At 46.7% G+C, this 23926-nt stretch carries 40 protein-coding genes and 1 pseudogene; 28 read left to right on the forward strand and 13 right to left on the reverse strand.

What is annotated here, in order from left to right; genetic code table 11:
• Positions 1-2: 2 nt before the first annotated feature.
• From rplV to BLP55_RS17390, 24 genes and pseudogenes are all read left to right on the forward strand, one after another.
• Complete coding sequence (gene rplV, locus BLP55_RS05890; RefSeq protein WP_091141598.1) at positions 3-413, forward strand: 50S ribosomal protein L22; 411 nt, start codon at positions 3-5, stop codon at positions 411-413.
• 5 nt (positions 414-418) lie between these two features.
• Positions 419-1180 (forward strand): 30S ribosomal protein S3, encoded by a 762-nt coding sequence (rpsC, locus tag BLP55_RS05895; protein ID WP_091141412.1) that lies wholly within the window; start codon positions 419-421, stop codon positions 1178-1180.
• A gap of 20 nt (positions 1181-1200) precedes the next feature.
• On the forward strand, positions 1201-1626 hold the full coding sequence (gene rplP / locus BLP55_RS05900) for a 50S ribosomal protein L16 (RefSeq protein WP_091141413.1): 426 nt from the start codon (positions 1201-1203) through the stop codon (positions 1624-1626).
• Positions 1627-1638: 12 nt separating this feature from the next.
• The gene (gene rpmC, locus BLP55_RS05905) at positions 1639-1830 is read left to right on the forward strand and encodes a 50S ribosomal protein L29 (RefSeq protein WP_091141414.1); all 192 of its coding nucleotides are present in this window, start codon (positions 1639-1641) and stop codon (positions 1828-1830) included.
• Positions 1831-1845: 15 nt separating this feature from the next.
• Positions 1846-2106: a 30S ribosomal protein S17 gene (gene rpsQ, locus BLP55_RS05910; RefSeq protein ID WP_091141415.1), complete on the forward strand. Its 261-nt coding sequence runs from the start codon at positions 1846-1848 to the stop codon at positions 2104-2106.
• A gap of 2 nt (positions 2107-2108) precedes the next feature.
• Positions 2109-2477, forward strand: a complete 369-nt coding sequence (rplN, locus tag BLP55_RS05915; RefSeq protein ID WP_007803649.1) for a 50S ribosomal protein L14 — start codon at positions 2109-2111, stop codon at positions 2475-2477.
• 12 nt (positions 2478-2489) lie between these two features.
• On the forward strand, positions 2490-2804 hold the full coding sequence (rplX, locus tag BLP55_RS05920) for a 50S ribosomal protein L24 (protein WP_091141416.1): 315 nt from the start codon (positions 2490-2492) through the stop codon (positions 2802-2804).
• A 2-nt stretch (positions 2805-2806) separates the two neighbouring features.
• Entirely contained in the window at positions 2807-3358 is a 552-nt protein-coding gene (gene rplE, locus BLP55_RS05925) for a 50S ribosomal protein L5 (protein WP_091141417.1), read from the forward strand.
• 3 nt (positions 3359-3361) lie between these two features.
• On the forward strand, positions 3362-3631 hold the full coding sequence (gene rpsN, locus BLP55_RS05930; protein WP_091141418.1) for a 30S ribosomal protein S14: 270 nt from the start codon (positions 3362-3364) through the stop codon (positions 3629-3631).
• 153 nt (positions 3632-3784) lie between these two features.
• Positions 3785-4183 (forward strand): 30S ribosomal protein S8, encoded by a 399-nt coding sequence (gene rpsH, locus BLP55_RS05935; protein WP_091141599.1) that lies wholly within the window; start codon positions 3785-3787, stop codon positions 4181-4183.
• Between the two features lie 18 nt (positions 4184-4201).
• Positions 4202-4744 (forward strand): 50S ribosomal protein L6, encoded by a 543-nt coding sequence (gene rplF, locus BLP55_RS05940; protein WP_091141419.1) that lies wholly within the window; start codon positions 4202-4204, stop codon positions 4742-4744.
• An 11-nt stretch (positions 4745-4755) separates the two neighbouring features.
• Positions 4756-5109: a 50S ribosomal protein L18 gene (gene rplR / locus BLP55_RS05945; protein WP_091141420.1), complete on the forward strand. Its 354-nt coding sequence runs from the start codon at positions 4756-4758 to the stop codon at positions 5107-5109.
• A 4-nt stretch (positions 5110-5113) separates the two neighbouring features.
• A complete protein-coding gene (gene rpsE, locus BLP55_RS05950) occupies positions 5114-5635 on the forward strand; it encodes a 30S ribosomal protein S5 (RefSeq protein WP_091141421.1) in 522 nt (173 codons plus the stop codon).
• 12 nt (positions 5636-5647) lie between these two features.
• Complete coding sequence (gene rpmD, locus BLP55_RS05955; protein ID WP_091141422.1) at positions 5648-5830, forward strand: 50S ribosomal protein L30; 183 nt, start codon at positions 5648-5650, stop codon at positions 5828-5830.
• Positions 5831-5844: 14 nt separating this feature from the next.
• Positions 5845-6297: a 50S ribosomal protein L15 gene (gene rplO, locus BLP55_RS05960; protein ID WP_091141423.1), complete on the forward strand. Its 453-nt coding sequence runs from the start codon at positions 5845-5847 to the stop codon at positions 6295-6297.
• Positions 6298-6310: 13 nt separating this feature from the next.
• Positions 6311-7654 (forward strand): preprotein translocase subunit SecY, encoded by a 1344-nt coding sequence (secY, locus tag BLP55_RS05965; protein ID WP_091141424.1) that lies wholly within the window; start codon positions 6311-6313, stop codon positions 7652-7654.
• Between the two features lie 4 nt (positions 7655-7658).
• Positions 7659-7874, forward strand: a complete 216-nt coding sequence (infA, locus tag BLP55_RS05970) for a translation initiation factor IF-1 (protein WP_007136545.1) — start codon at positions 7659-7661, stop codon at positions 7872-7874.
• An 83-nt stretch (positions 7875-7957) separates the two neighbouring features.
• A complete protein-coding gene (gene ykgO, locus BLP55_RS05975; RefSeq protein WP_002987490.1) occupies positions 7958-8074 on the forward strand; it encodes a type B 50S ribosomal protein L36 in 117 nt (38 codons plus the stop codon).
• A gap of 2 nt (positions 8075-8076) precedes the next feature.
• Positions 8077-8451 carry a 30S ribosomal protein S13 gene (rpsM, locus tag BLP55_RS05980; protein WP_091141425.1) on the forward strand — a complete coding sequence of 125 codons (375 nt, stop codon included), beginning with the start codon at positions 8077-8079 and terminating at the stop codon, positions 8449-8451.
• Positions 8452-8460: 9 nt separating this feature from the next.
• Positions 8461-8844 (forward strand): 30S ribosomal protein S11, encoded by a 384-nt coding sequence (gene rpsK, locus BLP55_RS05985; RefSeq protein ID WP_091141426.1) that lies wholly within the window; start codon positions 8461-8463, stop codon positions 8842-8844.
• Between the two features lie 217 nt (positions 8845-9061).
• Positions 9062-9667, forward strand: coding sequence for a 30S ribosomal protein S4 (gene rpsD, locus BLP55_RS05990; RefSeq protein ID WP_091141427.1), 606 nt, complete (start codon positions 9062-9064; stop codon positions 9665-9667).
• Positions 9668-9684: 17 nt separating this feature from the next.
• Positions 9685-10677 (forward strand): DNA-directed RNA polymerase subunit alpha, encoded by a 993-nt coding sequence (locus BLP55_RS05995; RefSeq protein ID WP_091141428.1) that lies wholly within the window; start codon positions 9685-9687, stop codon positions 10675-10677.
• A 61-nt stretch (positions 10678-10738) separates the two neighbouring features.
• Positions 10739-11185, forward strand: a pseudogene (gene rplQ / locus BLP55_RS06000) (50S ribosomal protein L17); the annotation flags it as partial.
• Positions 11186-12070: 885 nt separating this feature from the next.
• Positions 12071-12457 carry a PKD domain-containing protein gene (locus BLP55_RS17390; protein ID WP_317040280.1) on the forward strand — a complete coding sequence of 129 codons (387 nt, stop codon included), beginning with the start codon at positions 12071-12073 and terminating at the stop codon, positions 12455-12457.
• A gap of 72 nt (positions 12458-12529) precedes the next feature.
• On the opposite strand, the gene BLP55_RS06010 is transcribed toward BLP55_RS17390, so the two are convergent.
• From BLP55_RS06010 to BLP55_RS06070, 12 genes are all read right to left on the reverse strand, one after another.
• Positions 12530-13315 (reverse strand): DUF3108 domain-containing protein, encoded by a 786-nt coding sequence (locus BLP55_RS06010; RefSeq protein WP_139149616.1) that lies wholly within the window; start codon positions 13313-13315, stop codon positions 12530-12532.
• 36 nt (positions 13316-13351) lie between these two features.
• Positions 13352-14434, reverse strand: a complete 1083-nt coding sequence (locus BLP55_RS06015; protein WP_091141432.1) for a serine hydrolase domain-containing protein — start codon at positions 14432-14434, stop codon at positions 13352-13354.
• Between the two features lie 41 nt (positions 14435-14475).
• Positions 14476-15141 carry an O-methyltransferase gene (locus BLP55_RS06020; RefSeq protein WP_091141433.1) on the reverse strand — a complete coding sequence of 222 codons (666 nt, stop codon included), beginning with the start codon at positions 15139-15141 and terminating at the stop codon, positions 14476-14478.
• Between the two features lie 125 nt (positions 15142-15266).
• Positions 15267-15797: a hypothetical protein gene (locus tag BLP55_RS06025; protein WP_139149617.1), complete on the reverse strand. Its 531-nt coding sequence runs from the start codon at positions 15795-15797 to the stop codon at positions 15267-15269.
• Positions 15798-15953: 156 nt separating this feature from the next.
• Positions 15954-16337 carry a hypothetical protein gene (locus BLP55_RS06030; protein ID WP_091141435.1) on the reverse strand — a complete coding sequence of 128 codons (384 nt, stop codon included), beginning with the start codon at positions 16335-16337 and terminating at the stop codon, positions 15954-15956.
• 72 nt (positions 16338-16409) lie between these two features.
• On the reverse strand, positions 16410-17279 hold the full coding sequence (locus BLP55_RS06035; protein ID WP_091141436.1) for a CPBP family intramembrane glutamic endopeptidase: 870 nt from the start codon (positions 17277-17279) through the stop codon (positions 16410-16412).
• Positions 17280-17365: 86 nt separating this feature from the next.
• Entirely contained in the window at positions 17366-17728 is a 363-nt protein-coding gene (locus tag BLP55_RS06040) for a hypothetical protein (RefSeq protein WP_091141437.1), read from the reverse strand.
• A gap of 72 nt (positions 17729-17800) precedes the next feature.
• Positions 17801-18373 (reverse strand): Crp/Fnr family transcriptional regulator, encoded by a 573-nt coding sequence (locus BLP55_RS06045; RefSeq protein ID WP_091141438.1) that lies wholly within the window; start codon positions 18371-18373, stop codon positions 17801-17803.
• 419 nt (positions 18374-18792) lie between these two features.
• Positions 18793-19221, reverse strand: a complete 429-nt coding sequence (locus BLP55_RS06055) for a hypothetical protein (protein ID WP_091141440.1) — start codon at positions 19219-19221, stop codon at positions 18793-18795.
• A gap of 203 nt (positions 19222-19424) precedes the next feature.
• On the reverse strand, positions 19425-19613 hold the full coding sequence (locus tag BLP55_RS06060) for a hypothetical protein (protein ID WP_091141441.1): 189 nt from the start codon (positions 19611-19613) through the stop codon (positions 19425-19427).
• Positions 19614-19652: 39 nt separating this feature from the next.
• Entirely contained in the window at positions 19653-19853 is a 201-nt protein-coding gene (locus BLP55_RS06065; RefSeq protein WP_091141442.1) for a helix-turn-helix transcriptional regulator, read from the reverse strand.
• Positions 19837-20319: an LPXTG cell wall anchor domain-containing protein gene (locus tag BLP55_RS06070; RefSeq protein ID WP_091141443.1), complete on the reverse strand. Its 483-nt coding sequence runs from the start codon at positions 20317-20319 to the stop codon at positions 19837-19839. The genes BLP55_RS06065 and BLP55_RS06070 overlap by 17 nt, the downstream gene beginning before the upstream one ends.
• Before the next feature lie 165 nt (positions 20320-20484).
• On the opposite strand from BLP55_RS06070, the gene BLP55_RS06075 reads away from it, so the two are divergent.
• Positions 20485-20676, forward strand: coding sequence for a hypothetical protein (locus BLP55_RS06075; protein WP_091141444.1), 192 nt, complete (start codon positions 20485-20487; stop codon positions 20674-20676).
• Positions 20673-21047, forward strand: a complete 375-nt coding sequence (locus tag BLP55_RS06080) for a type II toxin-antitoxin system death-on-curing family toxin (protein WP_091141445.1) — start codon at positions 20673-20675, stop codon at positions 21045-21047. Before BLP55_RS06075 ends, BLP55_RS06080 begins: the two co-directional genes overlap by 4 nt.
• Before the next feature lie 127 nt (positions 21048-21174).
• Here the strand turns inward: BLP55_RS06080 and BLP55_RS06085 are convergent, their stop codons facing one another.
• Complete coding sequence (locus tag BLP55_RS06085; RefSeq protein WP_091141446.1) at positions 21175-21699, reverse strand: helix-turn-helix domain-containing protein; 525 nt, start codon at positions 21697-21699, stop codon at positions 21175-21177.
• Between the two features lie 340 nt (positions 21700-22039).
• Here BLP55_RS06085 and BLP55_RS06090 point away from each other — a divergent pair, with 340 nt between their 5' ends.
• Both BLP55_RS06090 and BLP55_RS06095 read left to right on the forward strand, forming a co-directional pair.
• Positions 22040-23647 (forward strand): DNA cytosine methyltransferase, encoded by a 1608-nt coding sequence (locus tag BLP55_RS06090; protein WP_139149618.1) that lies wholly within the window; start codon positions 22040-22042, stop codon positions 23645-23647.
• Positions 23625-23924, forward strand: a complete 300-nt coding sequence (locus BLP55_RS06095; RefSeq protein ID WP_091141447.1) for a hypothetical protein — start codon at positions 23625-23627, stop codon at positions 23922-23924. The genes BLP55_RS06090 and BLP55_RS06095 overlap by 23 nt, the downstream gene beginning before the upstream one ends.
• Positions 23925-23926: the final 2 nt, after the last annotated feature.

Genomic DNA, 23926 nt, shown 5'->3' on the forward strand with positions numbered 1-23926 from the left:
AAATGGGAGTTCGTAAAAGAGAAAGAGCCGAAGGCATCAAAGAAGCTAACAAGCAGATCGCTTTCGCAAAGTTGAATAACTGCCCTACTTCGCCTAGAAAAATGCGCTTGGTAGCAGACTTGGTAAGAGGTCAGAAGGTAGAAAAGGCGTTGAATATTTTGAGATTCAGCACCAAAGAAGCGTCACGCAAACTCGAGAAACTGTTGTTGTCTGCCATCAATAACTGGGAGCAGAAAAACGCAGAAGGCAATGTTGCCGAGGCTGGTTTGATCGTGAAGGAAATCCGTGTAGACGGAGGAATGATGTTGAAGAGACTTCGTCCTGCGCCGCAAGGAAGAGCACACAGAATTAGAAAACGTTCCAACCACGTAACCATCGTATTGGGACAATTAGATAACACACAAAGCAACTAAGAGAAATGGGACAAAAGACAAATCCAATCGGAAACAGACTTGGGATCATCAGAGGATGGGACTCTAACTGGTTTGGAGGTAATGACTACGGCGACAAAATTGCCGAGGATTACAAGATCAGAAAGTACATCCACGCCCGTTTGTCTAAAGCTAGTGTATCAAAAGTAATCATCGAGAGAACTTTGAAGCTTGTAACCGTTACTATCACCACCGCTCGTCCGGGTATCATCATCGGGAAAGGCGGCCAGGAGGTAGACAAGTTGAAAGAGGAACTCAAGAAGGTTACCGACAAGGAAGTTCAAATCAACATCTTTGAAATCAAAAGACCTGAACTCGATGCTTTTTTAGTTGCATCTAGCATCGCCCGTCAGATCGAAAGCCGTATCTCTTACAGAAGAGCCATCAAGATGGCGATTGCTGCCTCTATGCGTATGAACGCAGAAGGTATCAAAGTCTTGATCTCTGGTCGTTTGAATGGTGCCGAGATGGCGCGTTCGGAAGGTTTCAAAGAAGGTCGTATTCCTTTGTCAACTTTCAGAGCCGATATCGATTACGCTTTGGCTGAAGCGCATACTACTTACGGTCGTATGGGTATCAAAGTATGGATCATGAAAGGTGAAGTTTACGGAAAGAGAGATCTTTCTCCGTTGGTAGGCATGGACAAAAAACAAGCCGGCCAAGGTGGTAAAAGCGACGCGCCACGCGGCGAGCGCAAAGGTGGTTTTAACAAAGACCGCAAACCGGGCGGAGACCGTAAAAGAAAGTAATTTTTTAAAAAGTAAAGAAAATGTTACAGCCTAAAAGAACAAAATACCGCAAGGTACAGAAAGGTAGAATGAAAGGGAACGCCATGCGTGGCCACGAACTTTCAAACGGCATGTTCGGAATCAAATCGGTACACGAAACAGGAATGTTCCTTACTTCACGTCAAATCGAGGCTGCGCGTATCGCTGCAACCCGTTACATGAAACGTGAGGGTCAACTTTGGATCAAGATTTTCCCAGACAAGCCTATCACCAAGAAGCCACTTGAGGTACGTATGGGTAAAGGTAAAGGTGCCGTCGAATATTGGGCAGCTGTCGTAAAACCTGGAAAAATCATGTTTGAAGTGGGTGGGGTGCCATTGGCCGTTGCAAAAGAGGCGTTGCGTCTTGCTGCACAAAAACTCCCGGTGAAAACTAAATTTGTCATCGCTAGAGATTTCGAAGCATAATATCAAGCAATTATGAAACAAAAAGAAATTAAAGATCTTTCCGTAGCAGAATTGCAGGAAAAATTGAGCCAGACCAAGAAAACGTACAGCGACCTGAAAATGGCCCATGCGATTTCACCGATCGAGAACCCAATGCAAATCAGAAGCGTTCGTAGAACCGTAGCACGTTTGTCTGCGGAGCTTACCAAAAGAGCGTTACAATAATCGTATTTCTGCATCATGGAAGAAAAAAGAAATTTAAGAAAAGAAAGAATTGGTGTTGTGACGTCAAACAAGATGGACAAGTCTATCGTGGTGGCGCAAACTACAAAAGTGAAACACCCATTATACGGTAAGTTCGTGTTGAAAACCAAGAAGTTTCACGCACACGACGAGAAAAATGACTGCAACATTGGTGACACCGTGCGTATCTCTGAGACACGTCCGTTGTCTAAAACCAAATGCTGGAGATTAGTTGAAATCATTGAAAGAGCTAAGTAATTATGGTACAACAGGAATCAAGATTAAAAGTAGCAGACAACACTGGAGCGAAGGAAGTCCTTACAATCCGTGTATTGGGTGGAACGAAACGTCGTTACGCCTCTGTCGGAGATAAAATTGTAGTATCCATTAAAGACGCTACGCCAAACGGAAACGTTAAGAAAGGCGCGGTTTCTACTGCAGTGGTTGTACGTACCAAAAAAGAGGTGAGAAGAGCCGACGGTTCTTACATTCGTTTCGACGACAATGCTTGCGTTTTGTTGAACGCGGCAGGCGAGATGAGAGGAACCCGTGTTTTTGGTCCGGTAGCAAGAGAATTGCGCGAGAAGCAATTCATGAAAATTGTATCATTGGCACCAGAGGTGCTTTAATTAGTTAAGACGATGATAAAGCTGAAAATAAAATCAGGCGACACCGTAAAAGTCATTGCCGGCGACCACAAAGGTTCTGAAGGTAAGGTCTTGCGCGTGTACAAAGAGAAAAACAAAGCCGTTGTCGAAGGGATCAACATGGTGTCTAAACACACCAAGCCTAGCGCTAAGAATCCTCAAGGCGGTATCGTTAAGAAAGAAGCTCCTATCCACATTTCCAACATTGCATTGGTTGATCCAAAAACCAAAACTGCAACCCGTGTTGGTTTCAAGACCGAAGGAGATAAGAAAGTAAGATTTGCAAAGAAATCTAATCAAGTATTATAGTCATGGCATACACACCTAGATTGAAACAAGAGTACAAAGACCGCGTTGTGTCTGCTCTTAAAGAAGAATTCGGATACAAAAACGTAATGCAGGTTCCTAAATTGGAGAAAATCGTTTTGAGCCGTGGTGTTGGATCTGCCGTATCTGACAAAAAACTGATCGACTACGCCGTAGACGAACTCACCAAAATCACCGGACAAAAGGCCGTTGCTACCATCTCTAAGAAAGACGTTGCGTCGTTCAAACTGAGAAAAGGCATGCCAATCGGTGCCAAAGTGACTTTGCGTGGCGAGAAAATGTATGAGTTCCTCGACCGTTTGATCACTGCCGCTTTGCCGCGTGTACGTGACTTTGGCGGTATCAAGGCTACTGGTTTCGACGGACGTGGAAACTACAACCTTGGGGTAACCGAGCAGATCATCTTCCCGGAGATCGACATCGACAAGGTGAACAAGATTTCGGGTATGGACATCACTTTCGTGACTTCTGCGCCAACCGATAAAGAAGCGCAATCGTTGCTTAGAGAATTAGGTTTACCATTTAAAAAGAACTAAGACATGGCTAAAGAATCAATGAAAGCCCGTGAGGTGAAAAGAGAAAAAACGGTAGCAAAATACGCAGCCAAAAGAAAAGCTTTGCTCGAAGCAGGCGATTACGTAGGGTTGCAAAAGTTGCCGAAAAACGCTTCACCTGTCAGAATGCACAACCGTTGCAAGCTCACGGGAAGACCAAGAGGTTATATGCGTCAGTTCGGAATTTCACGTGTTACTTTCCGTGAAATGGCCAACAGTGGGTTGATCCCAGGCGTGAAAAAAGCCAGCTGGTAAAAAACATATTTTGTTATTTCGATAGATAGTTGTAAGTTTGCCGGATTTTTGCCGCGAACTGGCAACTATCTATTGATTCATTTTGTAAGTTTTAATGGTTTCAGGTTCTACCGGAAGGTCCGGGACGAATACCAAAACCGCAATTTTAATTATATGTACACAGATCCAATTGCGGATTATTTGACAAGGGTAAGAAACGCCGTGGCTGCAAACCACAAAGTTGTCGAGATCCCTGCATCTAATCTAAAGAAAGAGATTACCAAGATCTTATTTGATCAAGGATACATCTTGAGTTACAAGTTCGAGGATACGGCCCCGCAAGGCACGATCAAGATCGCTCTGAAGTATGACAAAGAGACGAAAGAGCCTGTAATCAAGGATATCCAAAGAATCAGTAAACCAGGTTTGCGTAAATACGCAGGTGCCGACAAATTGCCACGTATCCTCAACGGATTGGGCATTGCCATCGTTTCCACTTCCAAAGGACTTATGACCGGAAAACAAGCGAAACAACTCAACGTAGGTGGTGAGGTAATCTGCTACGTATACTAATATTTAAAGACGAAAGAGATGTCAAGAATAGGTAAAAATCCAGTTGCAATCCCGGCAGGCGTTACAGTAAATGTAGCCGACGGCGTGATTACAGTAAAAGGAAAATTAGGCGAACTTTCGCAGGAATACAGCGATGTAACTGTGACTGTAGAAGAAGGCAACGTAACGGTTGAACGTTCTTCAGACCAAAAAGATCAAAGAGCAAAGCACGGATTGTACAGAGCATTGATCAACAACATGATCACCGGTGTTTCTACCGGATTCACGAAAGAACTCGAATTGGTAGGTGTAGGTTACAGAGCATCAAACGCGGGCCAGAAATTGGACCTAGCTTTGGGTTTCTCACACAACATCATCCTTGAGGTCGCTCCAGAGGTTAAACTCGAGACGATTTCTGAAAAAGGTAAAAACCCAATCGTAAAACTGACTTCACACGACAAGCAATTGTTGGGTGCTGTTGCCGCCAAAATCCGCGGATTCCGTCGTCCTGAACCTTACAAAGGAAAAGGTGTGAAATTCGTAGGTGAAGTATTGAGAAGAAAAGCAGGTAAATCAGCTTAAAAGTTAAGGATATGTCATTGAATAAAACAGAGAGAAGACAGAGAATCAAATTCAGAATCAGAAAGATCGTCAGCGGAACTGCCGCTACACCAAGACTTTCTGTATTCAGAAGTAACAAAGAGATCTACGCTCAACTCATCGACGACGTAAACGGTGTGACTTTGGCTGCCGCTTCTTCTAGAGAAAAAGGTGTAGATACGAAAGGTACCGCTACAGAAGTAGCTGCCACAGTTGGAAAACTCATCGGCGAGAAAGCTTTGAAAGCAGGTATCGATACCGTATCGTTCGACAGAGGTGGTTACTTGTACCACGGACGTGTTAAATCATTAGCCGAAGGCGCAAGAGCCGCAGGTCTTAAATTCTAATCGTATGTCTAAAAATAGAAATATTGAAGCAGTAAAACCAAGCGGATTGGAATTGAAAGACCGTCTGGTGAGTGTAAATCGTGTAACCAAAGTAACCAAGGGTGGTAGAGCGTTCGGCTTTTCTGCGATTGTGGTTGTTGGTGACGAGAATGGCGTGGTAGGACACGGTCTCGGAAAGTCAAAAGACGTTTCTGAGGCGATTGCCAAAGCGGTAGAAGATGCCAAGAAAAACTTGGTGCGTATTCCGCTTGCAGGTCAATCGGTGCCACACGAGCAAAAAGGTAAATTTGGCGGCGCGCGCGTTTTCTTGATGCCAGCGTCTCACGGTACTGGAGTAATTGCCGGTGGTGCTGTTCGTTCGGTACTCGAGTCGGTAGGTATCCACGACGTATTGTCAAAATCACAAGGATCATCTAACCCGCACAACGTGGTGAAAGCCACTTTCGATGCGTTGTTGCAAATGAGAAGCGCACACACGGTTGCCAAGCAACGCGGCGTGTCGCTCGAGAAAGTTTTTAAAGGATAATCACAGGAAAACATGGCAAAATTAGTAGTAAAACAAGTTAGAAGCAAAATCAACTGCCCGCTTACACAAAAGCGTGGGCTTGAGGCTTTGGGTCTTCGCAAGATAGGCCAAACTGTGGAGCATGAGTCAAATCCTGCTATCCTCGGGATGATCAATAAAGTTAAACACTTAGTTTCCGTAGAGGAAGTTAAATAATACGTACGATAGTTATGAACTTAAGTAACTTACAACCTGCAGAAGGTTCTACGCACAACCAAAACAAAAGAGTAGGCCGTGGTGAAGGTTCCGGCAAAGGCGGTACTTCCGCACGTGGCCACAAAGGAGCCAAATCGCGTTCTGGTTACTCTAAAAAGATTGGTTTTGAAGGTGGTCAGATGCCGCTTCAAAGACGTGTACCTAAGTTTGGTTTCAAGAACATCAACCGTGTCGAGTACCAAGGGATCAACCTTGATACGCTTCAGGCTTTGGTAGACAACAAAATCGTTACCGATACCGTAGATTTCGCTACCATCGTCGGCAACCGTTTGGCTACCAAGAACGAGGTCGTTAAAATCCTCGGACGTGGTGAATTGAAAGCAAAACTCAAAGTAAGCGCTCACAAATTTACAGCTACCGCCAAAGCGGCCATCGAGGCAGCAGGCGGCGAAGCGGTAGAATTATAATCCAACCCTGTATATGAAGAAATTTTTTGAATCATTAGCTAATGTGTGGAAAATAGAAGAACTGAAAAACAGGATTCTATTCACCTTAGGTCTTTTACTGGTATATCGTTTTGGTGCGCACGTAACCCTTCCGGGTGTCGATGCGACGCAGCTGACCAACCTGGCCGGCCAAACCGATAGCGGTATTGGTTCAATCCTCGACATGTTTACAGGTGGTGCTTTCTCGAAAGCTTCGGTTTTTGCATTGGGTATCATGCCTTACATCTCTGCGTCGATCGTGGTGCAGTTGATGGGTATCGCGATCCCTTACTTGCAGAAATTGCAGAAAGACGGCGAGAGCGGACGCAAGAAGCTCAACCAAATCACACGTTGGTTGACCATTGCCATCACGCTGGTGCAAGGCCCAGGTTACATTTACAACCTGAACAGAACCTTGCCGGCTAATGCATTCTTGTTGGATGTGAACTCGTTCGCATTCTTATTTTCTTCGGTTTTGATCTTGACCACGGGTACCATTTTCGCCATGTGGTTGGGTGAGAAGATTACAGACAAAGGAATCGGAAACGGTATCTCCCTGTTGATCATGGTTGGTATCTTGGCGCGTTTGCCGCAGGCATTCATCCAGGAATTCACCTCGACCATCACCAACAACAACGGAGGTCCGATGTTATTGGTTATCGAGATCATCGTTTGGTTACTCGTCATCATCGCTTGTGTCCTTCTCGTAATGGCTGTGAGAAAGATTCCGGTACAGTACGCGCGTCGTACGACCACCGGCGACTACGAGCAAGACATGGCCGGCGGCAACAGACAATGGATTCCACTCAAGCTCAACGCTTCGGGTGTAATGCCAATCATCTTTGCACAGGCCATCATGTTCATCCCGGCCGCATTGGCAGGGTTGTCACAGTCTGAAACCTCGCAAACCATTGCGGGTACGTTCAGCGACATGTTTGGTTTCTGGTACAATTTCGTGTTTGCGTTGTTGATCATTATCTTCACGTATTTCTACACGGCCATTACCGTACCGACCAACAAGATGGCAGACGATCTCAAACGCAGCGGCGGATTCATCCCAGGCGTACGTCCGGGTGTGGAAACGTCCGATTTTCTCGATCACATCATGTCTTTGATCACGTTCCCAGGTTCACTTTTCCTTGCTTTGATTGCCGTGTTCCCGGCCATCGTCGTGAGTTTTGGTGTACAGCAATCTTGGGCGATGTTCTTTGGCGGTACGTCTTTGATCATCATGGTAGGTGTCGCGATCGATACCATCCAGCAGATCAACTCGTACCTCTTGAACAAGCACTACGACGGACTCATGAAAAGCGGTAAAAACAGAAAAGCAGTAGCTTAATTTTATGGCAAAGCAGTCGGCAATAGAACAAGACGGATCGATCATTGAGGCATTGTCCAACGCAATGTTTCGCGTAGAATTAGAAAACGGACACATCGTCATCGCTCACATTTCAGGAAAGATGCGCATGCACTACATCAAGTTGCTCCCGGGCGACAAGGTGAAACTGGAAATGAGCCCTTACGACTTGTCCAAAGCAAGAATCACATACAGATACTAAAAAGCTGTAAGCTGTAAGCCCTAAGCCATAAGCCATCAGAGCTTCGCCTAAAGCCTAAAGCCTAAAGCCTAAAGCAAATTAAGATGAAAGTAAGAGCATCAGTTAAGAAAAGAAGTGCCGAGTGCATCATCGTGCGCAGAAAAGGCAGATTGTACGTAATCAACAAAAAGAATCCTAGATTCAAACAAAGACAAGGATAATTATGGCAAGAATAGCAGGGGTTGATATCCCAAAAAACAAAAGAGGCGTTATCGCTTTGACCTATATCTTCGGAATCGGTAGAAGCCGTGCGAGCGAAATCCTGGCAAAAGCAGGCGTTAGCGAAGACATCAAAGTTCAAGACTGGAACGACGACCAGATCGGAGCCATCCGTGATGCGGTATCGTACTACAAGATCGAAGGTGAATTGCGTTCTGAAACATCGTTGAACATCAAGCGTTTGATGGACATCGGCTGCTACCGTGGTATCCGTCACAGATCTGGATTGCCATTGCGTGGTCAAAGAACCAAAAACAACTCAAGAACCAGAAAAGGTAAGCGTAAAACTGTTGCTAACAAGAAAAAAGCAACCAAATAATAAGTAGTAATGGCTAAAGCAACAACAAAAAAGCGTAAAGTAGTCGTTGAATCGACTGGCGAAGCGCACATCAGCGCTACTTTCAACAACATCATCATCTCGTTGACCAACAAGAAAGGTGAAGTTATCTCTTGGTCTTCTGCCGGTAAAATGGGTTTCCGCGGTTCTAAAAAGAACACCCCGTACGCTGCGCAGATGGCTGCCGAAGATTGCTCAAAAGTAGCATTGGAAGCCGGTTTGAAGAAAGTGAAAGTGTATGTCAAAGGACCGGGTAACGGACGTGAGTCTGCGATCCGTTCGGTACACAACTCAGGCATCGAAGTAACCGAGATCATCGACGTTACGCCAATGCCGCACAACGGCTGTCGTCCTCCAAAAAGACGTCGCGTCTAGTGAAGTCTTAAGGTCGTAAAGTCTTAAAGTCTTAAAGTCTTAAAGTCTTAAAGTCATAAAGGCGAAAGGCACGATCAGGCGACCGGACTTGTTGCTGTTGGTTAATAATCAATAGCAATAAATAATAAATAATAAACAATAAGTATAACCGGAGCAGGTTAGAGGTTATCGAAGGATTTGACCTGAATTCATAACCGCTGTTCCAAAATTTTTTAAAATGGCAAGATATACTGGTCCACAAACAAAGATCGCCCGTAAATTCGGCGAGGCGATTTTCGGAGACGACAAAGCCTTCGAAAAAAGAAACTATCCCCCAGGACAACACGGGATGGCCAAAAAAAGAGGTAAGAAATCAGAGTACGCTGTACAGTTGATGGAAAAGCAAAAAGCGAAGTACACTTACGGAATCTTGGAAAAGCAATTCCGTGGACTCTTCGAAAAAGCGGCTGCATCACGTGGCGTTACCGGTGAGGTACTTATCCAATTGTGCGAGGCACGTTTGGACAACGTTGTGTTCCGTATGGGCATCGCCCCATCACGTCGCGCGGCGCGTCAAATCGTTTCGCACCGTCACATCACCGTCAACGGTGAAGTGGTAAACATTCCTTCGTACCACCTAAAACCAGGCGATAAAGTTGCCGTTCGTGAGAAATCGAAATCAGTGGAGGCCATCGAGCGTTCATTGGCGAATTCTTCACATGTATACGAGTGGATCACTTGGAACAACGACCAAAAAGAAGGTACTTTCGTGTCGGTTCCAGCGCGTTTGCAGATCCCAGAAAACATCAAAGAACAACTCATCGTCGAATTGTACAACAAATAATCAGACTTAGTCGAACTATGGCAATATTTAATTTTCAGAAACCCGATAAGGTTATCATGATCGATTCGACCGATTTCGAAGGCAAATTTGAATTTCGTCCTTTGGAACCGGGCTACGGATTGACCGTAGGTAACGCACTTAGAAGAGTTTTGCTTTCCGCTCTGGAAGGCTACGCAATTACATCCGTCAAGATTGAAGGAGTAGACCACGAGTTTTCTACCATCTCAGGTGTAGTTGAGGACGTTACTGAAATCATCCTGAACCTCAAACAGGTTCGTTTCAAACGCCAGATCGAAGACGTCGACAATGAATCAGTAACGATTTCAGTTACAGGCAAAGATCAGGTTACTGCCGGTGATTTCCAGAAATTCATCTCTGGATTCCAGGTGTTGAACCCGGAATTGGTGATCTGCAACCTCGACAGCAAAGTCAAATTGAACATGGAACTCACGATCGAAAAAGGCCGTGGTTATGTTCCTGCCGAGGAAAACAAAAAGCAGAACGCCGCCATCGGTACCATTTTTACCGATTCGATCTTTACCCCGGTGAAGAACGTGAAATATGCGATCGAGAACTTCCGTGTCGAGCAAAAGACCGACTACGAGAAATTGGTTTTGGAGATCAAGACCGATGGTTCGATTGCACCAAAAGACGCGCTTACCGAAGCTGCCAAAGTATTGATCCACCACTTTATGTTGTTCTCTGACGAAAGAATCACGCTCGAGGCCGATGAAATCGCCCAGACGGAATCTTACGACGAGGAGTCGCTGCACATGCGTCAGTTGCTCAAGACCAAGTTGGTAGACATGGATTTGTCTGTCCGCGCCTTGAACTGCTTGAAGGCTGCAGAAGTCGATACTTTGGGCGACCTGGTATCGTTCAACAAAAACGATTTGATGAAGTTCCGCAACTTCGGGAAAAAGTCGCTTACCGAACTCGACGAGCTCGTGGCGAACAAAAACCTGACCTTCGGGATGGATCTGTCAAAATACAAATTAGATAAAGAATAATCCGCTTCCTATTTTGCTCTCCAAGGCGGATTGAGCAAGAGGAAGTCTTAAAAACAATGTCATGAGACACGGAAAAAAGAACAACCACCTGAGCAGACAAGCCGGGCACCGCAAATTAATGTTGGCCAACATGGCCTGCTCACTCATCGAGCACAAACGCATCAACACTACCGTTGCCAAGGCCAAGGCTTTGAAACAGTATGTTGAGCCGCTGATCACCAAATCGAAAGAAGACACGACACACAACCGTCGTATTGTGTTCTCTTACCTGCGTAACAAATACGCCGTAACCGATTTGTTCCGCGACGTGGCCGCCAAAGTAGGCGACCGTCCGGGTGGGTATACACGTATCATCAAAGTGGGTAACCGTTTGGGTGACAACGCCGATATGGCGATGATCGAACTCGTCGATTTCAACGAACTCTACAACGGAGGCAAGAAAGAGGAGAAAAAAGGCAGAAGCCGTCGTTCTAAAGCCAAAGGCGCTACCACAGCTCCAGCAGCCAAAGTTGCAGCACCAGCTGTAGAAGAGGCACCGGCCGAAGAACCGACTGCAGAAGCGGTAGTAGAAGAAACTCCGGTTGTTGAAGCTCCTGTAGCTGAAGCACCTGCTGTTGAAGAGGCTCCGGAAGCTCCGGCTGCTGATGAGGCAGAAGAGAAGAAAGAGGAGTAATCTTTTTTTATTCGATATTAAGAAGGGCAAACTTACGTTTGCCCTTTTTTTTTGTGCCTGCCGGCGGGCCTTCTTTTGTCTGCTGACAAAAGAAGCAAAAACAGCTAGTGCCAGGTTGCTCGGCGACCTGCCAGTTTTCGCTGGCTAAAACAAATGAACTCGCCTGCGGCTCAAACAGCATTTAATTTTGCGCCATCTTCGAACGGGGCCAACGCGCCTCCTGGCTCCTTCGCTAAAACAGTCCACAGGACTGTTTTTTAACGCTCGGCCCTCCGCCTGCGCAACCAATGGCGCGACTAAGCGGAATGGGCTTTATACTTTTTGCTCGCTGGCGCAGCGCAAAAATTGCCCTCGCTTAGAACGGTTGTGGTGGAGATTGGGTCGATCATCACGCTGGCGCAGCGCAAAAATGATCGTCGCTCAGCACGTTTACCTTGGCGATTGGTTTTGTCGTCACGAAGGGCTCGCTTAGAACTTTGGTCTTGCGATTGCGTTTGTTATCCCGACGAACTGGGAAAACCAGAAGACAAATCTAAAATTTTCACAACCCTTTTGAATTCAGTACAATAAACCTTCCCAAAAAGAGTTATAAGACGCTAATAAACGTTAATTAAAATGACGTTGTGCGGTGAATGTTATCTTTGTCGTACGTTTGAATCGTAGGTTACTTGACTAGACTTGACTATGCACCTCGAGTTTTATTAATTTAACCTGATGAGTATGAAGATGCTATTTTTGGCGGCCGGTATCGGGCTGCTGGCATGCAGTTGCGATGCCGATGAACAAGCGATGCAAAACCCCGAAACCAACGCCGCGACCGTGGCCGATTTTCAACTGACCAACCCCAACGAGATCATCAAGGAAGGGACCTACCTGAATTTGGTGAACACCTCGCAAAACGCCAAGTCGTTTCTTTGGGATTTTGGCGATGGCACGACCTCGACCGAGGCGTCGCCGCAACACAAGCACGACAGGTGTGGGACCTATACCGTGAAGTTGACCGTGACCGATGCAAGCGGGGAGACGTTTACTACCGAAAAGGCCGTGGATGTGTTTTGCACGGTGCCGCGGCATCGGGCGAATCCGATGGTGTACGCGCGAGATTGATTTTCGCGGCGTTTGTTGAAAGGACAGGTTTGCTTGTCCTTTTTTTTGTACGTTGGTCAAAATCCCATGCCGTTAGTTGTCGAGTGCCAGTTTGATTTTATAGCGCGACATCTTCCCACCGATATCCTGCTCCAATTTAAGCACTTCGTAGGTCGTTTTGCTGATCCAGTATTTTTCTATGTTTCCGGGCGTTTCATGCGTTAACAGCCAACAGGCCACATCATGCCCGCCGTATCCTTCTAAATTGTCTTCGCCGGCCACCGTATAAAAAATATATTCTGGCTGTTTGTAGCCCGCTTCATAAAAAGGGATGGCATAAGTGGTATGCAAGGCAAACGGCAACGTCGAAAAGACTTCCAGGTCCAGATGCCAGTTCAGGTGGTAGTGGTGTACCGCAGCCAAGAAACCGTTGGTGGTTTGCGTGCCCTTCTCAGACCGGTCTTTGGTCGCATCTGCGCCGTCTACCGTAATGCACCTGGCTTGGTAATCGAATACCGACGTCGTCTTTTTGCCGTTTTTGTTCCACCAGCTTTCATGGGAAAGCGGCTTGAACGTTTGCGCGTCGCAAATGGAAGTCGCCGTATGCACGATGGTATCTTTGTATTCCCACGATTGCCAGACCTCGATGACGTCTTTGTCCCGTTCTTTTTTTCGTTTGACATCGATGCTCCAAAACTGCGTCATCGACCGCGGGACCTCTTTGCCCGTCTTCATGTACACCAGATAGGTGCTTCTTCCTTCCTTCAGCTGGTGGGTCTTGATGTTGGCCGCGCTGATATAGACCGTATCGTTTTGTTGCGCGAGCGCATTGCCCAAACACAGGGGACTTAAAAATAGGAATAAGAGTTTCACTGGCATATTTGCTGGTTTTATTATTGCGTCTGGACGTTGTAATCAACTGCGGTAACGCTCCTTGAGTTTTCGCATCAATACCCTAACGCCCTGTTGGGTATCGTCGTTAAAGGAATTCGCGAAGATGATGTAAGCCTTGTTGCCGATGCGGTCGATATGTGCGATCGTGAAGTAGGTGAAGGCGCCCGTCCCTGAATGTACCGACAGCACATTTCCGTTTTCATGGATATTGAACCAGCCCATTGCATAATTGTCGACGCCTTCGTGGATGAACCGGTACGTGGCCGCCTTGAGGTAATTGTCCTGGCCAGCCAAACCTTGCAGATTCAATTGGATGAATTTGACGTAGTTTTTGAGCGTCATGTTCAAATCACCGGCGGGTTCGGTAAAATCCAAACTGTATCCGGCGGTCGAGGGGATGGGAATCAATTGGCCATTCTCATACGAATGGCCCCAGGTATCCTTGCGCTTTTGGTTCTCTGGCCACGAAAATTTGACATCCAGTCGGAGGTCTTTGTTGAATACCTTCTCGACCAACTGCTCCCAGCTCTTGCCGGTGGCCTTTTCCAGCATCAAAGTGGCCAACGTATAGCCTGCGTTTGAATAAACGAACGGTTGGTGCGAATCGGCTGTTGCGGGCGCCAACCCCAGTACGAATTGCCCGAATTGTCTCCTTCGTTCCTGCTTGGTCCCTTTAAAGCCGGGGATCGGAGGGTCGTTTTCCCCTTGGAACGGCTGTATGCCTGCGCGGTGCGAGAGCAGTTGTTGCAATGTGATGTGGCGGTACTCGGGTTTGGATGCCTTTTCCCATTCCGGGAACAGTGAAAAGAAACGCGTGTTCCAGTTTAACTTGCCCTTTTCGACATATTTGGCGATGATGAACGCGGTCATCGCCTTGGTGTTCGAACCGATGTGGAACCGATCGTCCAACGTGGCCCCATCGGGCAGGGCCGCCGAATGGTTGCCGGTTGCTGCGATTTCGAGTGTCGATTCGGCACCGACCACCGCATACGACAATTCTGGAATGTGGTAAGCGCTGCGGATGCTGTCGGCAAAACGTACATTTTTCTGCCCGAAGCAGCATTGCGCCGCCAGCGTGAGGACAAATAGTGAAATCTTTCTCATGGGTTCATTTGTGGATTGGTTTCCCTTATCGGCCGAATGATTTAGTTGACTACCGCGATCAACATTCCGTCATACTCCTTGGTGCCTACCGTCTGTAAGATGGTTGCCGTGACCTGGTCGCAATTTTTAAGGAAGTCGTTCAGTCGTTGCACACCTCTTACTTTTTCGTCGGTTGAATCTTCGTCCAACACCTTACCGTTGCGGATGACGTTGTCGCAAATAATGATGCTTCCTTTTCGGGACATTTTTAAAGCCATTTGAAAATACTCCAAATAGGGTGGTTTGTCGGCATCGATGAAAAAAAGGTCGAAAGGCGGTTCGTTGTCCTGGATCATCGTTGCAAGGATTTCCAATGCATTGCCCACTTTGAGCTCGACGATCGTTTCGAGGTGGGCGTGTTCAATATTTTGCCGTGCCACTTCGGCATGGGTCTGGTCAAACTCGATGGTGACCAATTTCCCGTTTTTTGGCAAGCCTTGCGCGAGCCAAATGGTGCTGTAGGCCCTGAACGTACCCAGTTCGAGCACGCGTTGGGCATTGCAGGCCTTCAGGAACACCTGCAGCATTTTGCCCTGCACCGCAGAGATGCTTTGGTTAAAAAGGTTCGCCCCGTCGATGGTGGCCGTAGCGTGCAGCAAAGCGGGATTTTCTTTGGCCGTCAAACCGGCGATGTAATGGTCTACTTTTTCAAAGAGGGTTCGTTCCATAAGTGTTGTTTCCATGCGAACGGATCGCTGATTATTGTTGATCGTTGATCAAAGTTGGTTGCCCAACCTTTGCAATTCCGATTTTTGCGAAGCGACAACTCCACTAATTTAGACATTCTGCCGGTTCATTCGTCCCGAAGCGGTTTGTATTTGTTTTTCGCCAGTAACGTCTTTAGGGGCTCGACATGGTGTTTGGCCCTTTCCGCGTCGCTGGCCAAAGTGGTGTCGATGGGCGCGAGCAGCATTTCCTGCGTGTGGTCGTCAAAAATGAATTGCGTCCCGAATTTTTGGTAGCCCTTGGTAAACAACAGGTACCGGTCATAATTCAACGCCACAATCCTTGCAAGGTTTTCTTTTTGGATCGTCAACGTGTCCCGGTCTTTTTCGAGCATTGCAAGTGCGGTTGACGAAAGTTTGTAGGCCAACAGGAAATTTTCGGCGCTGGTGCTCGTCAGTTCCCCGTCGCAAAATTTGGCGGCCGTATGCTGCAAGATCCAAGCGGCCCTCATTTTATCTTTTGCCGTTATTACTTTGTTCTCGGCAAGCAATTGAAAAACCTGCTCCCGGTGTATTTGGTCGTGTTTTTCCAAATTTACTGTGTCGGTTTCGGCATCCAGTGCCCTTATCGAGAGGTCTTTCAAATAGAGTCTTTCCAATAATTCGTTGGACGTTATCCGGGCGGCGGGCGCTTTCCGCCCGACCGAGCAAGCAGCCGCAAAAAGGGAAAGCGCCAATGAATAGAAAATGAACCGCATTGCTGTTCGTTTTTTGATGATGATGAATTGTCTTTTTTGGCGGTTTTTTTAGGTCGATCAAAATACCACCACGGGTGCCGCGCGGCTAAAACTTCCCGAAGCATCTGCCGTTGCGGTAACCGGCGCGCCTATGGCTACGCCGCCCCGTTTGATCACAAGCGTTACCTGTTGCCCGGCCGTGCCGCCGTTGCCGCTGATGACAATGTTGGCTGCCGTTACGCCGGCATTGAACGTTATCTCTTTGTGCCAAGGGAGCGACGTCAGTTCTTCGTTGGTGGTACCACCGCCTGCGTTGGTGTAAGAAGCAAAAAGGCTACCCGAGAAAGTACCGCTCAAATCGTAGGTCAGCGTGCGCGACAGGGCCACATCTTGGTGGTCATCGTCTTTGTCACAGGAGCACAAGGCGTAGGCGGTAAACAGTAGAAGCGCTATTTTTTTCATAAGTTGATGGTTGAGATTTACAGTGTCTTTTGCAAGTTATTGGAATCAAATCGGCGGTGTTTTTGACCATTCTTAGCAACAGGTAGGCGAATCAAGCCTTTGTCTGATCAGGCAGCCGAAAAGCAAACCGGTCGCTGCGGTGACGGCCAGTTTGATGGTGATCAGGTACAGCAAAGGGACCGCCAGGTCGATGTTCGAAATGATCCCTTCTTCGATCGTATTGTAAGCGCCGTGTGCGATGGCGGCCGGGATGAAACTGTTGCTTTTTAAAGTCAACCAGCCGTAGAACAGCGAAACCGAAATCAGCATCAACGGCGAAATGACAAGACTTCCGAGGACAGGGTTTTCGGGATAATTGTAACCCGCCAATTGTATCGGGAGGTGCCACATGGCCCATAGAAACCCAAGGATCACGATCCCGCAGAGGGGCCCGAACCGTTCGGTCAGTACACCCTGGAGCAATCCACGCCAGGCGACTTCCTCGCCCACGGCGACGAGGCCCGTTAGCAGCGAATAGGCCGCTGCGGTGACCAAGACGTTTGCCGCGAACCATACCCACGTCTGTTGTCCCAACCCCAGCAGGAACGGACCGCCCGAAACCGCGACGCCATTTGCCGAAAACCCAAACCACCCCGACTGCCCCCAGTGCAAACCCGTTGCGATGAACAAGACCGCAAAGGCGGTAAACGTCGGTACCAGGATCGCAAGCAAGGCGGTGCAGCAAAAACGCTTGTTCGGTTTACACCTTATTTTTTGTAGCAACGAACGGTCGAAAACCATAAATCCGATGGTCACCAGCAGCGGCGACACCATGGTGGCCATGAGCCCTGATTTTGCGCCAAGGCTGTCGAAATCATCGGTGAAAACGATGGTCAGGACCTGGCATGTCCAACCGGCCAGGAACACGGCGCCGCAATAGGTAAATAATTGTCTGTTGGTCATGAAACATATGATTTGGATGGTCGGGTGGTTTGATGCCTAAACGCCGCCCGGCACTCACTGATTTTGCGCAGCGCTTGCAGGTTCGTTCAAAGGATTTCCCATCGGTACCATTTCCCGCCAAAAATTGCCGATAAACGCAGAAACGGATTTTGATTGGCGCGCCCGCCACGTGAATTTTTTTTAGAGGCCAAAGACGGGCCGAGTCCTATCCGCAGCCACGGTGCAGGCCCGGGGGCTACGAACGACATCGAAACCGTCGTGTCGTGTAGGATTTGGTAGTCGAACCCGAACCCAATCCCCGCCGGGGAATTGCCGACGCCAGCGGTTCCAACCACAAACTGGGTTTCGGCAACCGAATCTTGAACGGGGTGTTTTTGTGGCTTCTGTTGGGCTTGTGCGGCAAACCAGACGATACATGCCGGTACGAGCAACAATATTTTTGTCTTCATAAATAGCAATTGTCTTGCAATATTATGAAGTCGGTTGCCCCCGATTGGTTCACTTAAGTTAAGAAAACACCGTTACTTTTGGATCAGTCGTTTGCGCAGCCTGCTCAGCGATTGCGGCGTGAGTCCCAGGTAACTCGCCAATTGATGTTGGGGTACGCGTTGCAGCAGCGCGGGACGGTTTTCGACCAGCGACAGGTAGCGCTCCTCTGGCGTCGAATTCTTGAATTCGTCGAATTCCGTCTTGGTTTTGGCGGCCAATTGTTCAGACATGACGCGGCACAGGCTTTCGAAACGCGGGAATCTTGCAAAGGCTTCGGCGTTGTTTTTTTCGTTGCCTATCAAAAGCACCGTGTCTTCCTCGCAAGAGATCGTGTAGGCCGAAGGCGAGCCGTCTATGATGCAAACGGGGGTCAGGCTCTCGAGTTCGGTATAGAACTCGGTGGTTCTTTGTACGCCGTCTTTGAGGTAATAACGCCTCAGGCAACCCTTCAATACAAAATAGAAATCCTTTGATTTTTTGCCTTCCTCGAGCAAGATGGTCCCTTTCTTAAACGACTGGATCAGGCTTAAGTCCCTGATGATTTGTTTTTCGTCGTCCGAAAGGTCTATGTGGTGGGCAAGGTAGTCGAATAGGATTTTTTCCATGGGTTTGCTGGCGTGGGAATTGGGTTCAAAGGTATTAAAATTTAGTGTTGTTGCCGCGGGCTTACTTTTGTTGCCAGACAAAAGTAGCAAAAATGCCCAGCGCAAGACCTTTCGGCGGCCTGCTAGCTTTCAATGGCTAAATTAAAAGAACTCGCTTCGCCCAAACAGCTTTTAATTTTGCGCCATCTTCGAACGGGGCCAACGCGCCTCCTGGCTCCTTCGCTAAAACAGTCCACCGGACTGTTTCTTGACGCTCGGCCCTGCTCGCTGGCGCAGCGCAAAAACGGTCCTCGCTTAGAACGTTTATGGTGGCGGTTGTGTCCATCATCACGTAGCAGCCGCGGCCGCGAATTGATTGTTTTTTCTACAAAATAAAAACGGACAACTTTAAGTTGTCCGTTTCGTTTTCCGCGGGTGGTTTAGTTCGGCGGTTGGGAAATGATGGCCGTTTTGCGGGCGTCGATGGCGGCGATGAAGCCGTCGACTTCTGCGATTTCGCCATTGGTGCGTTCGATGTCCATTTCCTTGCCGAGCAACGCCACGGTGCCCGAGGTCTCTCTGCGGTTCTCGAGCGTGAACTTCCGGAACTCGAGACGGGTCTTGCGGTCCTTGGTGTCTTCCCTGACCTGGCCTTCGGGCAATGTCGCCAGGACGGTTTCGACGGCCGCGAGTTCGGCGATCACGCCTTGCAGTTCGGCGTCGATCGCAATCGAGGATTCGGCAAATTTTTCCCTCAATCGTTCGTCAGAAAGCCGTTTGAAATCCAAATCGGCTTTTTCTTTGGCGGCCAGCGCGAGCAATACGTCGCAGTCGGCTACCAGGGTCAGGTTTTGTACAGAGTACGTCATGATGATAATGAATTTGGTTAACGTTCCTTACTTTAAGGATTCCCGTCGAAAGTAGCGCGGTAGCCCGAGGCGTGCAAAAAAGCGACCGGAAACGACCGAAAACGACCCGTTATGACCCGGTTCGACCACGCCGAATTTAGCGCCATCGCCCGGACGGTTTTCATCGCCAAAAAAAAAAAAAAAACGCCCCGAAGGACGCTTTTCTATTTGATGTACACCCGAACCAATTCGGGCCTTATGCGCATGTACTCGCAAAACTCGTGTATCGTGATCGGGATGTCGGCGGGTTTGCCCATCTTGTCCCTGATCTTGTGCATCAGGCGGTAGCACGCTTTCTCGCTTTTGCCCGTCAGCAACTGCAGGTCTTTGTTGTAAAGGATGATTCGCTCCATAAGGATGTGATTTTGATAAATTGGTGAAACGGCGCTGCGTCAATCGGTGTCTTCGAGCTGGAACAACGATTCGACGGGCACCTTGAAGTGCCGTGCGATCTTGAGCGCGAGCACCGTACTGGGCGCATACTTGTTCTTTTCCATCGCGTTGATGGTTTGCCGCGTGACCTGTACGGCCTGCGCGAGGTCTTCCTGGGTCATGTCGTGCATGGCACGGTATACCTTAAGCGTGTTCTTCATCGGTGGCCCATTTACGGTTTTGGTACAACGCATACTCGAACCGCGCGATAAACAGCACCAGCACGGTAAACATGTTCAGCGGCAACACCATCAAAAAGGCCGTGCCGTAAACGGTCAGGAACGCCAACAGCAGCAAGCCATAATTGACCAGAACGGCCCAAAGCAAGCTCGACAGCCGCAGTTGCGCCACATATTCGTCTTCCTCTTTTTCGCGCGAGAAGGCGACCAACAACCCGCCGATGATGGTCAGGCTGCCCGCCAGCGTATAGGTGATTTCGGCCTTGACGAGCGTAAAATACCGCGAGGGTGACAACAGCCCGTCGGAAACCACCGACGGCAACGTCAGCCGCCATCCCAACAAATGGTCGTGTACCGTGAGCGCCAACAAACCGACGATGAGCGCCGGTACAAACAACAGCCAACCGATCCTCTTGTAACGGTACGGCAATAACAGTGGTGTTTTCATATCTCAAAATTTTAGATTCGTCCAAATGTATAGTTTATTTTACATTTAGACAAGAATATTGGATATTTTGTTTAGAATATTTTCCGTAGGCACCGCAAGCCCATGTGTTATGTGCCATTTTCGAGACGGTATCGCGTCAATCGAAAAATTTATTATCTTTGGAATATGACAACTGTTCAAATTAAAAAAGAAATCAATAAAGTGTTGGATCAAGTTCCAGAAAAACTTCTTGTAGATATTTTAGATTTAATAAAGGAAGTTCAATCTGATAAATCTTCAAACCCAAACACTTTGACATCAAATTTCAAGAAAATTCTTTCTGAAGATAGCGACGTACTTCATAAACTTGCTCAATGATTTCTTTAAAAGAAGTTGAAATTATCCACAACATCTTAATCGATAAATTTGGCGGAAGTAAAGGAATCCGAGATTTAGGATTATTGGAATCGGCGTTGGCTAGACCTTTCGCAACTTTTGACAATAATGATTTATATCCAAATCCAGTCGATAAAGCGGCTGCAATTTTGGAAAGCATAGCCATTAATCATCCGTTTATTGACGGAAACAAGCGAACCGCTTACACATTAATGCGGTTAATTTTATTGGAATATCAATTCGATATAATGGCAAGTCAAGACGAAAAATATGATCTAGTCATTTTAGTGAGCACTGGAGATTATAGATTTGATGAAATCAAAAATTGGATTGAATTAAATCTTGAAAAATAAAACGGCTCATAACCGCCGTTTCAAGCCATTGCGGAGATTTTCGTCGTCGGAAATCTTATTTCACGAAAAGATTATCTTCGGCAAACTCAATCCGCTTTGAACCGCAACCGCGTGAAGCGGCCTAACGTTATACATCACCACGCAAGCGCGCCATGTCCTTTATTTTTTGTTCCAGAAGCTTTTTTTCATAAACCAGGAGTTCGCGTTTGATCTCGAAGTCGATGCCCATCTTTACGTAGTCATCGTTTGCCGATGCCTTGCGCGCCGGAACCGCCAGCGGCCTGTCGTTGTTTTTGCGTTGCGCGTTGCGCGCCTTGACAAAGTCTACCACACGCCCCGCATGCAGGGAAGCGTTATGTTTCTTTTCGAGCGCCTTGGTCTTTTTCTCGAGCAACAATTGTTGGTATTGGTTTTCGCGCAGCAGGGCTTCGAGGTGGTGACGCTCGGTGTCGTGCGCGTTACTTTGCTTTTGTACAGTTTGCGGTGCGTTGGCGTGCAGCAGCAGTTCGGACAGGAGCTGGGCGGCGTGGTGGGGGAGGTTGCGGTGGCCGCATTCGTACATGGAGTATTGGCCACGGGTTACGTTGAGCAGCATGGCCATGTCCTGTTGTGAAAGGCCGAGCAGGGTGCGGAGGGAGTTTTGTTTTTTCATAATGATGGGTGTTGCAATTTTGCGATGAGCAAATATTTTGCCACGGGTGTTTTGTTGCAAGTATTTTGTTGCGGAATTTTTGCAACGGTGGATTTGCAACTGTTCTTTTTAAATGGATATTGACGTTTTTTCGGGTAAAAAAGACATATATGGAGATTTTTAGACTCGCGTCGTCAACCACTTTACTGGGAATCAATAAAATTATGAAGAATAAATTTCTAAGAGGTACCTACCGCGCAATGTTTTATTATTAATATATTAGCAGTCGGTGGGAGCGCAAAGTATTTGTGGATTAGCAGCACACTTAGCAATTATTTTAAAATTATAATAAACTCTCTAATTGAAGCATATTGAATTGTTTGCCGGGTGTGGCGGAATGAGTTTGGGGCTTGGAAGATCAGGTTTCGAAATATTTTTTGCGAATGAATTGTCACCAATGGCTGGTGAAACATTCGCCTATAATATCTTAAACGAGGATATCGAAAAATGTGTAGCGGAAGGGAAGACGCCCACAAGTACGTTGTGGATTAAGAGTAATTTTAAGAATTTAAAAGAACGTCTTAATGAGAATCCACTCTCGACGCGCGAAGGGAAATTTTCGGATCTCAATTTTAAAGTTGATTTAAATAAGAAGCTTTTAATCGGAAATATTGACGACCTCCTAGAATTTTTTATACAACAACCTAAATTGATAGAGAGTCTGAAAAAAAAGGATATAGATCTGATGTCGGGAGGACCTCCATGCCAAAGTTTCAGTTTGGCGGGTAAACGAGAAAAAAATAATGAAAAAAATCAACTTCCGTTGTCTTTTTCAAGATTCGCAGGACTAATTAAGCCAAAAGCTATATTGTTGGAAAATGTCAAGGGAATCACATCCCCATTTATGGAAGATGGAGAAAAGTTTTTTGCTTGGCTGGAAGTCTCTAAGGCCTTTGCGTTAGAAGGGTTTGTTCCAATATGTATGATGCTAAACTCGAAATATTTTGGAGTCGCTCAAAATAGACCGAGATTTATCCTAATTGCATATAGGGAAGATGTTTTCAGGGAAATTTACAAAAGGAATAAGGATAATAAAGTATTGAGCCTGTCTCAGGAATTTTATGAAAAAACGGCATTAAACCGAAACTCTCCAGAAAATATTGGAATTAAAGAGTTTAAATATTATGATATCGAGACAAGCCCGGATTTATTTGATGGGATAATATTGCCGAAGCTAACGCATAGTGAGCGTCAATTCGTACACGCTGGTGAAGCTATCAATGATATTAGAAAAACTCGTCTAGCATATACGATTAATCATACGCCAGGGAAATATGCTTGTTCAATAAATGATTTGTTTTATAAGGAAATGCCATTTAAATCGACGATAAAGAATCATGAGCCAAGAAAACACGATTTTACAGTCGAGGCTAGATTTAGATTTTATCAAGTAATTGAACAGTTCCAGAATGGATTAAAAAAAGGAGCCGTCGACTTATTTACAGGGAAAAATGTTTCCAAAGAGTTGCAGAAAGAACTAATCGAGGAATTTACTCACTATTCGCTTCTTTTCAAAGATAAGAAAGGAAGAAAAGTCTTAATGTTTCCTGATAAGATATCCGAGGTCGAGGAATTAATAAAGTCGATTCCAACAAAGAAACATTCTCAACGGTCTTTACGAGAATTTGAACCAGCTCCAGCGCAACTTACTATTCCGGATGATCTATGTCATTACGATTCAGAGGAATTGAGAACCTTAACGGTCCGAGAGATGGCGAGATTCCAATCATTTCCAGATTGGTATGAATTTAAATCCAAAGTCACGACTGGAGGCAGTATGAGAAAGTTTCAGGTTCCACAATATACTCAGGTTGGTAATGCAGTTCCGCCTTTATTGGCGTATCGTATTGGAGAAACAATAAGAAACACTTTACTTTCGATAAAAGATGGCAAGAGTAACAAGAACTAAAGGAGGTGAGAAAAATACCAAGTCGGGTCAAAAGTGGACCAGAGACGAACTTGGAAAAGTTTTACAATTATACTTGAATGATAGGCAGTTAAAAGTGCATGAATCAAATATTACGATTCAAAATTTGGCTGAAGAATTAGGGCGAACAACGCGAAGCGTTGAAGCCCAACTGCTAATGTTTCGTAATTTAGATAAATTTGGATTTTATGGTTACGGTAACATGAATAAGATATGCCGAGAACTATGGTCCGAATATATTGATAGCTCAATAAAATAAGT

It is taken from the genome of Flavobacterium caeni, from assembly GCF_900101895.1.
In the GTDB taxonomy this organism is placed as follows: Bacteria; Bacteroidota; Bacteroidia; order Flavobacteriales; family Flavobacteriaceae; genus Flavobacterium; species Flavobacterium caeni.

Coding starts and splice junctions, on each gene's coding strand:
- rplV (WP_091141598.1), top strand. CDS start 3: ATGGGAGTTCGTAAAAGAGAAAGAGCCGAAGGCATCAAAGAAGCTAAC.
- rpsC (WP_091141412.1), top strand. CDS start 419: ATGGGACAAAAGACAAATCCAATCGGAAACAGACTTGGGATCATCAGA.
- rplP (WP_091141413.1), top strand. CDS start 1,201: ATGTTACAGCCTAAAAGAACAAAATACCGCAAGGTACAGAAAGGTAGA.
- rpmC (WP_091141414.1), top strand. CDS start 1,639: ATGAAACAAAAAGAAATTAAAGATCTTTCCGTAGCAGAATTGCAGGAA.
- rpsQ (WP_091141415.1), top strand. CDS start 1,846: ATGGAAGAAAAAAGAAATTTAAGAAAAGAAAGAATTGGTGTTGTGACG.
- rplN (WP_007803649.1), top strand. CDS start 2,109: ATGGTACAACAGGAATCAAGATTAAAAGTAGCAGACAACACTGGAGCG.
- rplX (WP_091141416.1), top strand. CDS start 2,490: ATGATAAAGCTGAAAATAAAATCAGGCGACACCGTAAAAGTCATTGCC.
- rplE (WP_091141417.1), top strand. CDS start 2,807: ATGGCATACACACCTAGATTGAAACAAGAGTACAAAGACCGCGTTGTG.
- rpsN (WP_091141418.1), top strand. CDS start 3,362: ATGGCTAAAGAATCAATGAAAGCCCGTGAGGTGAAAAGAGAAAAAACG.
- rpsH (WP_091141599.1), top strand. CDS start 3,785: ATGTACACAGATCCAATTGCGGATTATTTGACAAGGGTAAGAAACGCC.
- rplF (WP_091141419.1), top strand. CDS start 4,202: ATGTCAAGAATAGGTAAAAATCCAGTTGCAATCCCGGCAGGCGTTACA.
- rplR (WP_091141420.1), top strand. CDS start 4,756: ATGTCATTGAATAAAACAGAGAGAAGACAGAGAATCAAATTCAGAATC.
- rpsE (WP_091141421.1), top strand. CDS start 5,114: ATGTCTAAAAATAGAAATATTGAAGCAGTAAAACCAAGCGGATTGGAA.
- rpmD (WP_091141422.1), top strand. CDS start 5,648: ATGGCAAAATTAGTAGTAAAACAAGTTAGAAGCAAAATCAACTGCCCG.
- rplO (WP_091141423.1), top strand. CDS start 5,845: ATGAACTTAAGTAACTTACAACCTGCAGAAGGTTCTACGCACAACCAA.
- secY (WP_091141424.1), top strand. CDS start 6,311: ATGAAGAAATTTTTTGAATCATTAGCTAATGTGTGGAAAATAGAAGAA.
- infA (WP_007136545.1), top strand. CDS start 7,659: ATGGCAAAGCAGTCGGCAATAGAACAAGACGGATCGATCATTGAGGCA.
- ykgO (WP_002987490.1), top strand. CDS start 7,958: ATGAAAGTAAGAGCATCAGTTAAGAAAAGAAGTGCCGAGTGCATCATC.
- rpsM (WP_091141425.1), top strand. CDS start 8,077: ATGGCAAGAATAGCAGGGGTTGATATCCCAAAAAACAAAAGAGGCGTT.
- rpsK (WP_091141426.1), top strand. CDS start 8,461: ATGGCTAAAGCAACAACAAAAAAGCGTAAAGTAGTCGTTGAATCGACT.
- rpsD (WP_091141427.1), top strand. CDS start 9,062: ATGGCAAGATATACTGGTCCACAAACAAAGATCGCCCGTAAATTCGGC.
- BLP55_RS05995 (WP_091141428.1), top strand. CDS start 9,685: ATGGCAATATTTAATTTTCAGAAACCCGATAAGGTTATCATGATCGAT.
- BLP55_RS17390 (WP_317040280.1), top strand. CDS start 12,071: ATGAAGATGCTATTTTTGGCGGCCGGTATCGGGCTGCTGGCATGCAGT.
- BLP55_RS06010 (WP_139149616.1), bottom strand. CDS start 13,315: ATGCCAGTGAAACTCTTATTCCTATTTTTAAGTCCCCTGTGTTTGGGC.
- BLP55_RS06015 (WP_091141432.1), bottom strand. CDS start 14,434: ATGAGAAAGATTTCACTATTTGTCCTCACGCTGGCGGCGCAATGCTGC.
- BLP55_RS06020 (WP_091141433.1), bottom strand. CDS start 15,141: ATGGAACGAACCCTCTTTGAAAAAGTAGACCATTACATCGCCGGTTTG.
- BLP55_RS06030 (WP_091141435.1), bottom strand. CDS start 16,337: ATGAAAAAAATAGCGCTTCTACTGTTTACCGCCTACGCCTTGTGCTCC.
- BLP55_RS06035 (WP_091141436.1), bottom strand. CDS start 17,279: ATGACCAACAGACAATTATTTACCTATTGCGGCGCCGTGTTCCTGGCC.
- BLP55_RS06040 (WP_091141437.1), bottom strand. CDS start 17,728: ATGAAGACAAAAATATTGTTGCTCGTACCGGCATGTATCGTCTGGTTT.
- BLP55_RS06045 (WP_091141438.1), bottom strand. CDS start 18,373: ATGGAAAAAATCCTATTCGACTACCTTGCCCACCACATAGACCTTTCG.
- BLP55_RS06055 (WP_091141440.1), bottom strand. CDS start 19,221: ATGACGTACTCTGTACAAAACCTGACCCTGGTAGCCGACTGCGACGTA.
- BLP55_RS06060 (WP_091141441.1), bottom strand. CDS start 19,613: ATGGAGCGAATCATCCTTTACAACAAAGACCTGCAGTTGCTGACGGGC.
- BLP55_RS06065 (WP_091141442.1), bottom strand. CDS start 19,853: ATGAAGAACACGCTTAAGGTATACCGTGCCATGCACGACATGACCCAG.
- BLP55_RS06070 (WP_091141443.1), bottom strand. CDS start 20,319: ATGAAAACACCACTGTTATTGCCGTACCGTTACAAGAGGATCGGTTGG.
- BLP55_RS06075 (WP_091141444.1), top strand. CDS start 20,485: ATGACAACTGTTCAAATTAAAAAAGAAATCAATAAAGTGTTGGATCAA.
- BLP55_RS06080 (WP_091141445.1), top strand. CDS start 20,673: ATGATTTCTTTAAAAGAAGTTGAAATTATCCACAACATCTTAATCGAT.
- BLP55_RS06085 (WP_091141446.1), bottom strand. CDS start 21,699: ATGAAAAAACAAAACTCCCTCCGCACCCTGCTCGGCCTTTCACAACAG.
- BLP55_RS06095 (WP_091141447.1), top strand. CDS start 23,625: ATGGCAAGAGTAACAAGAACTAAAGGAGGTGAGAAAAATACCAAGTCG.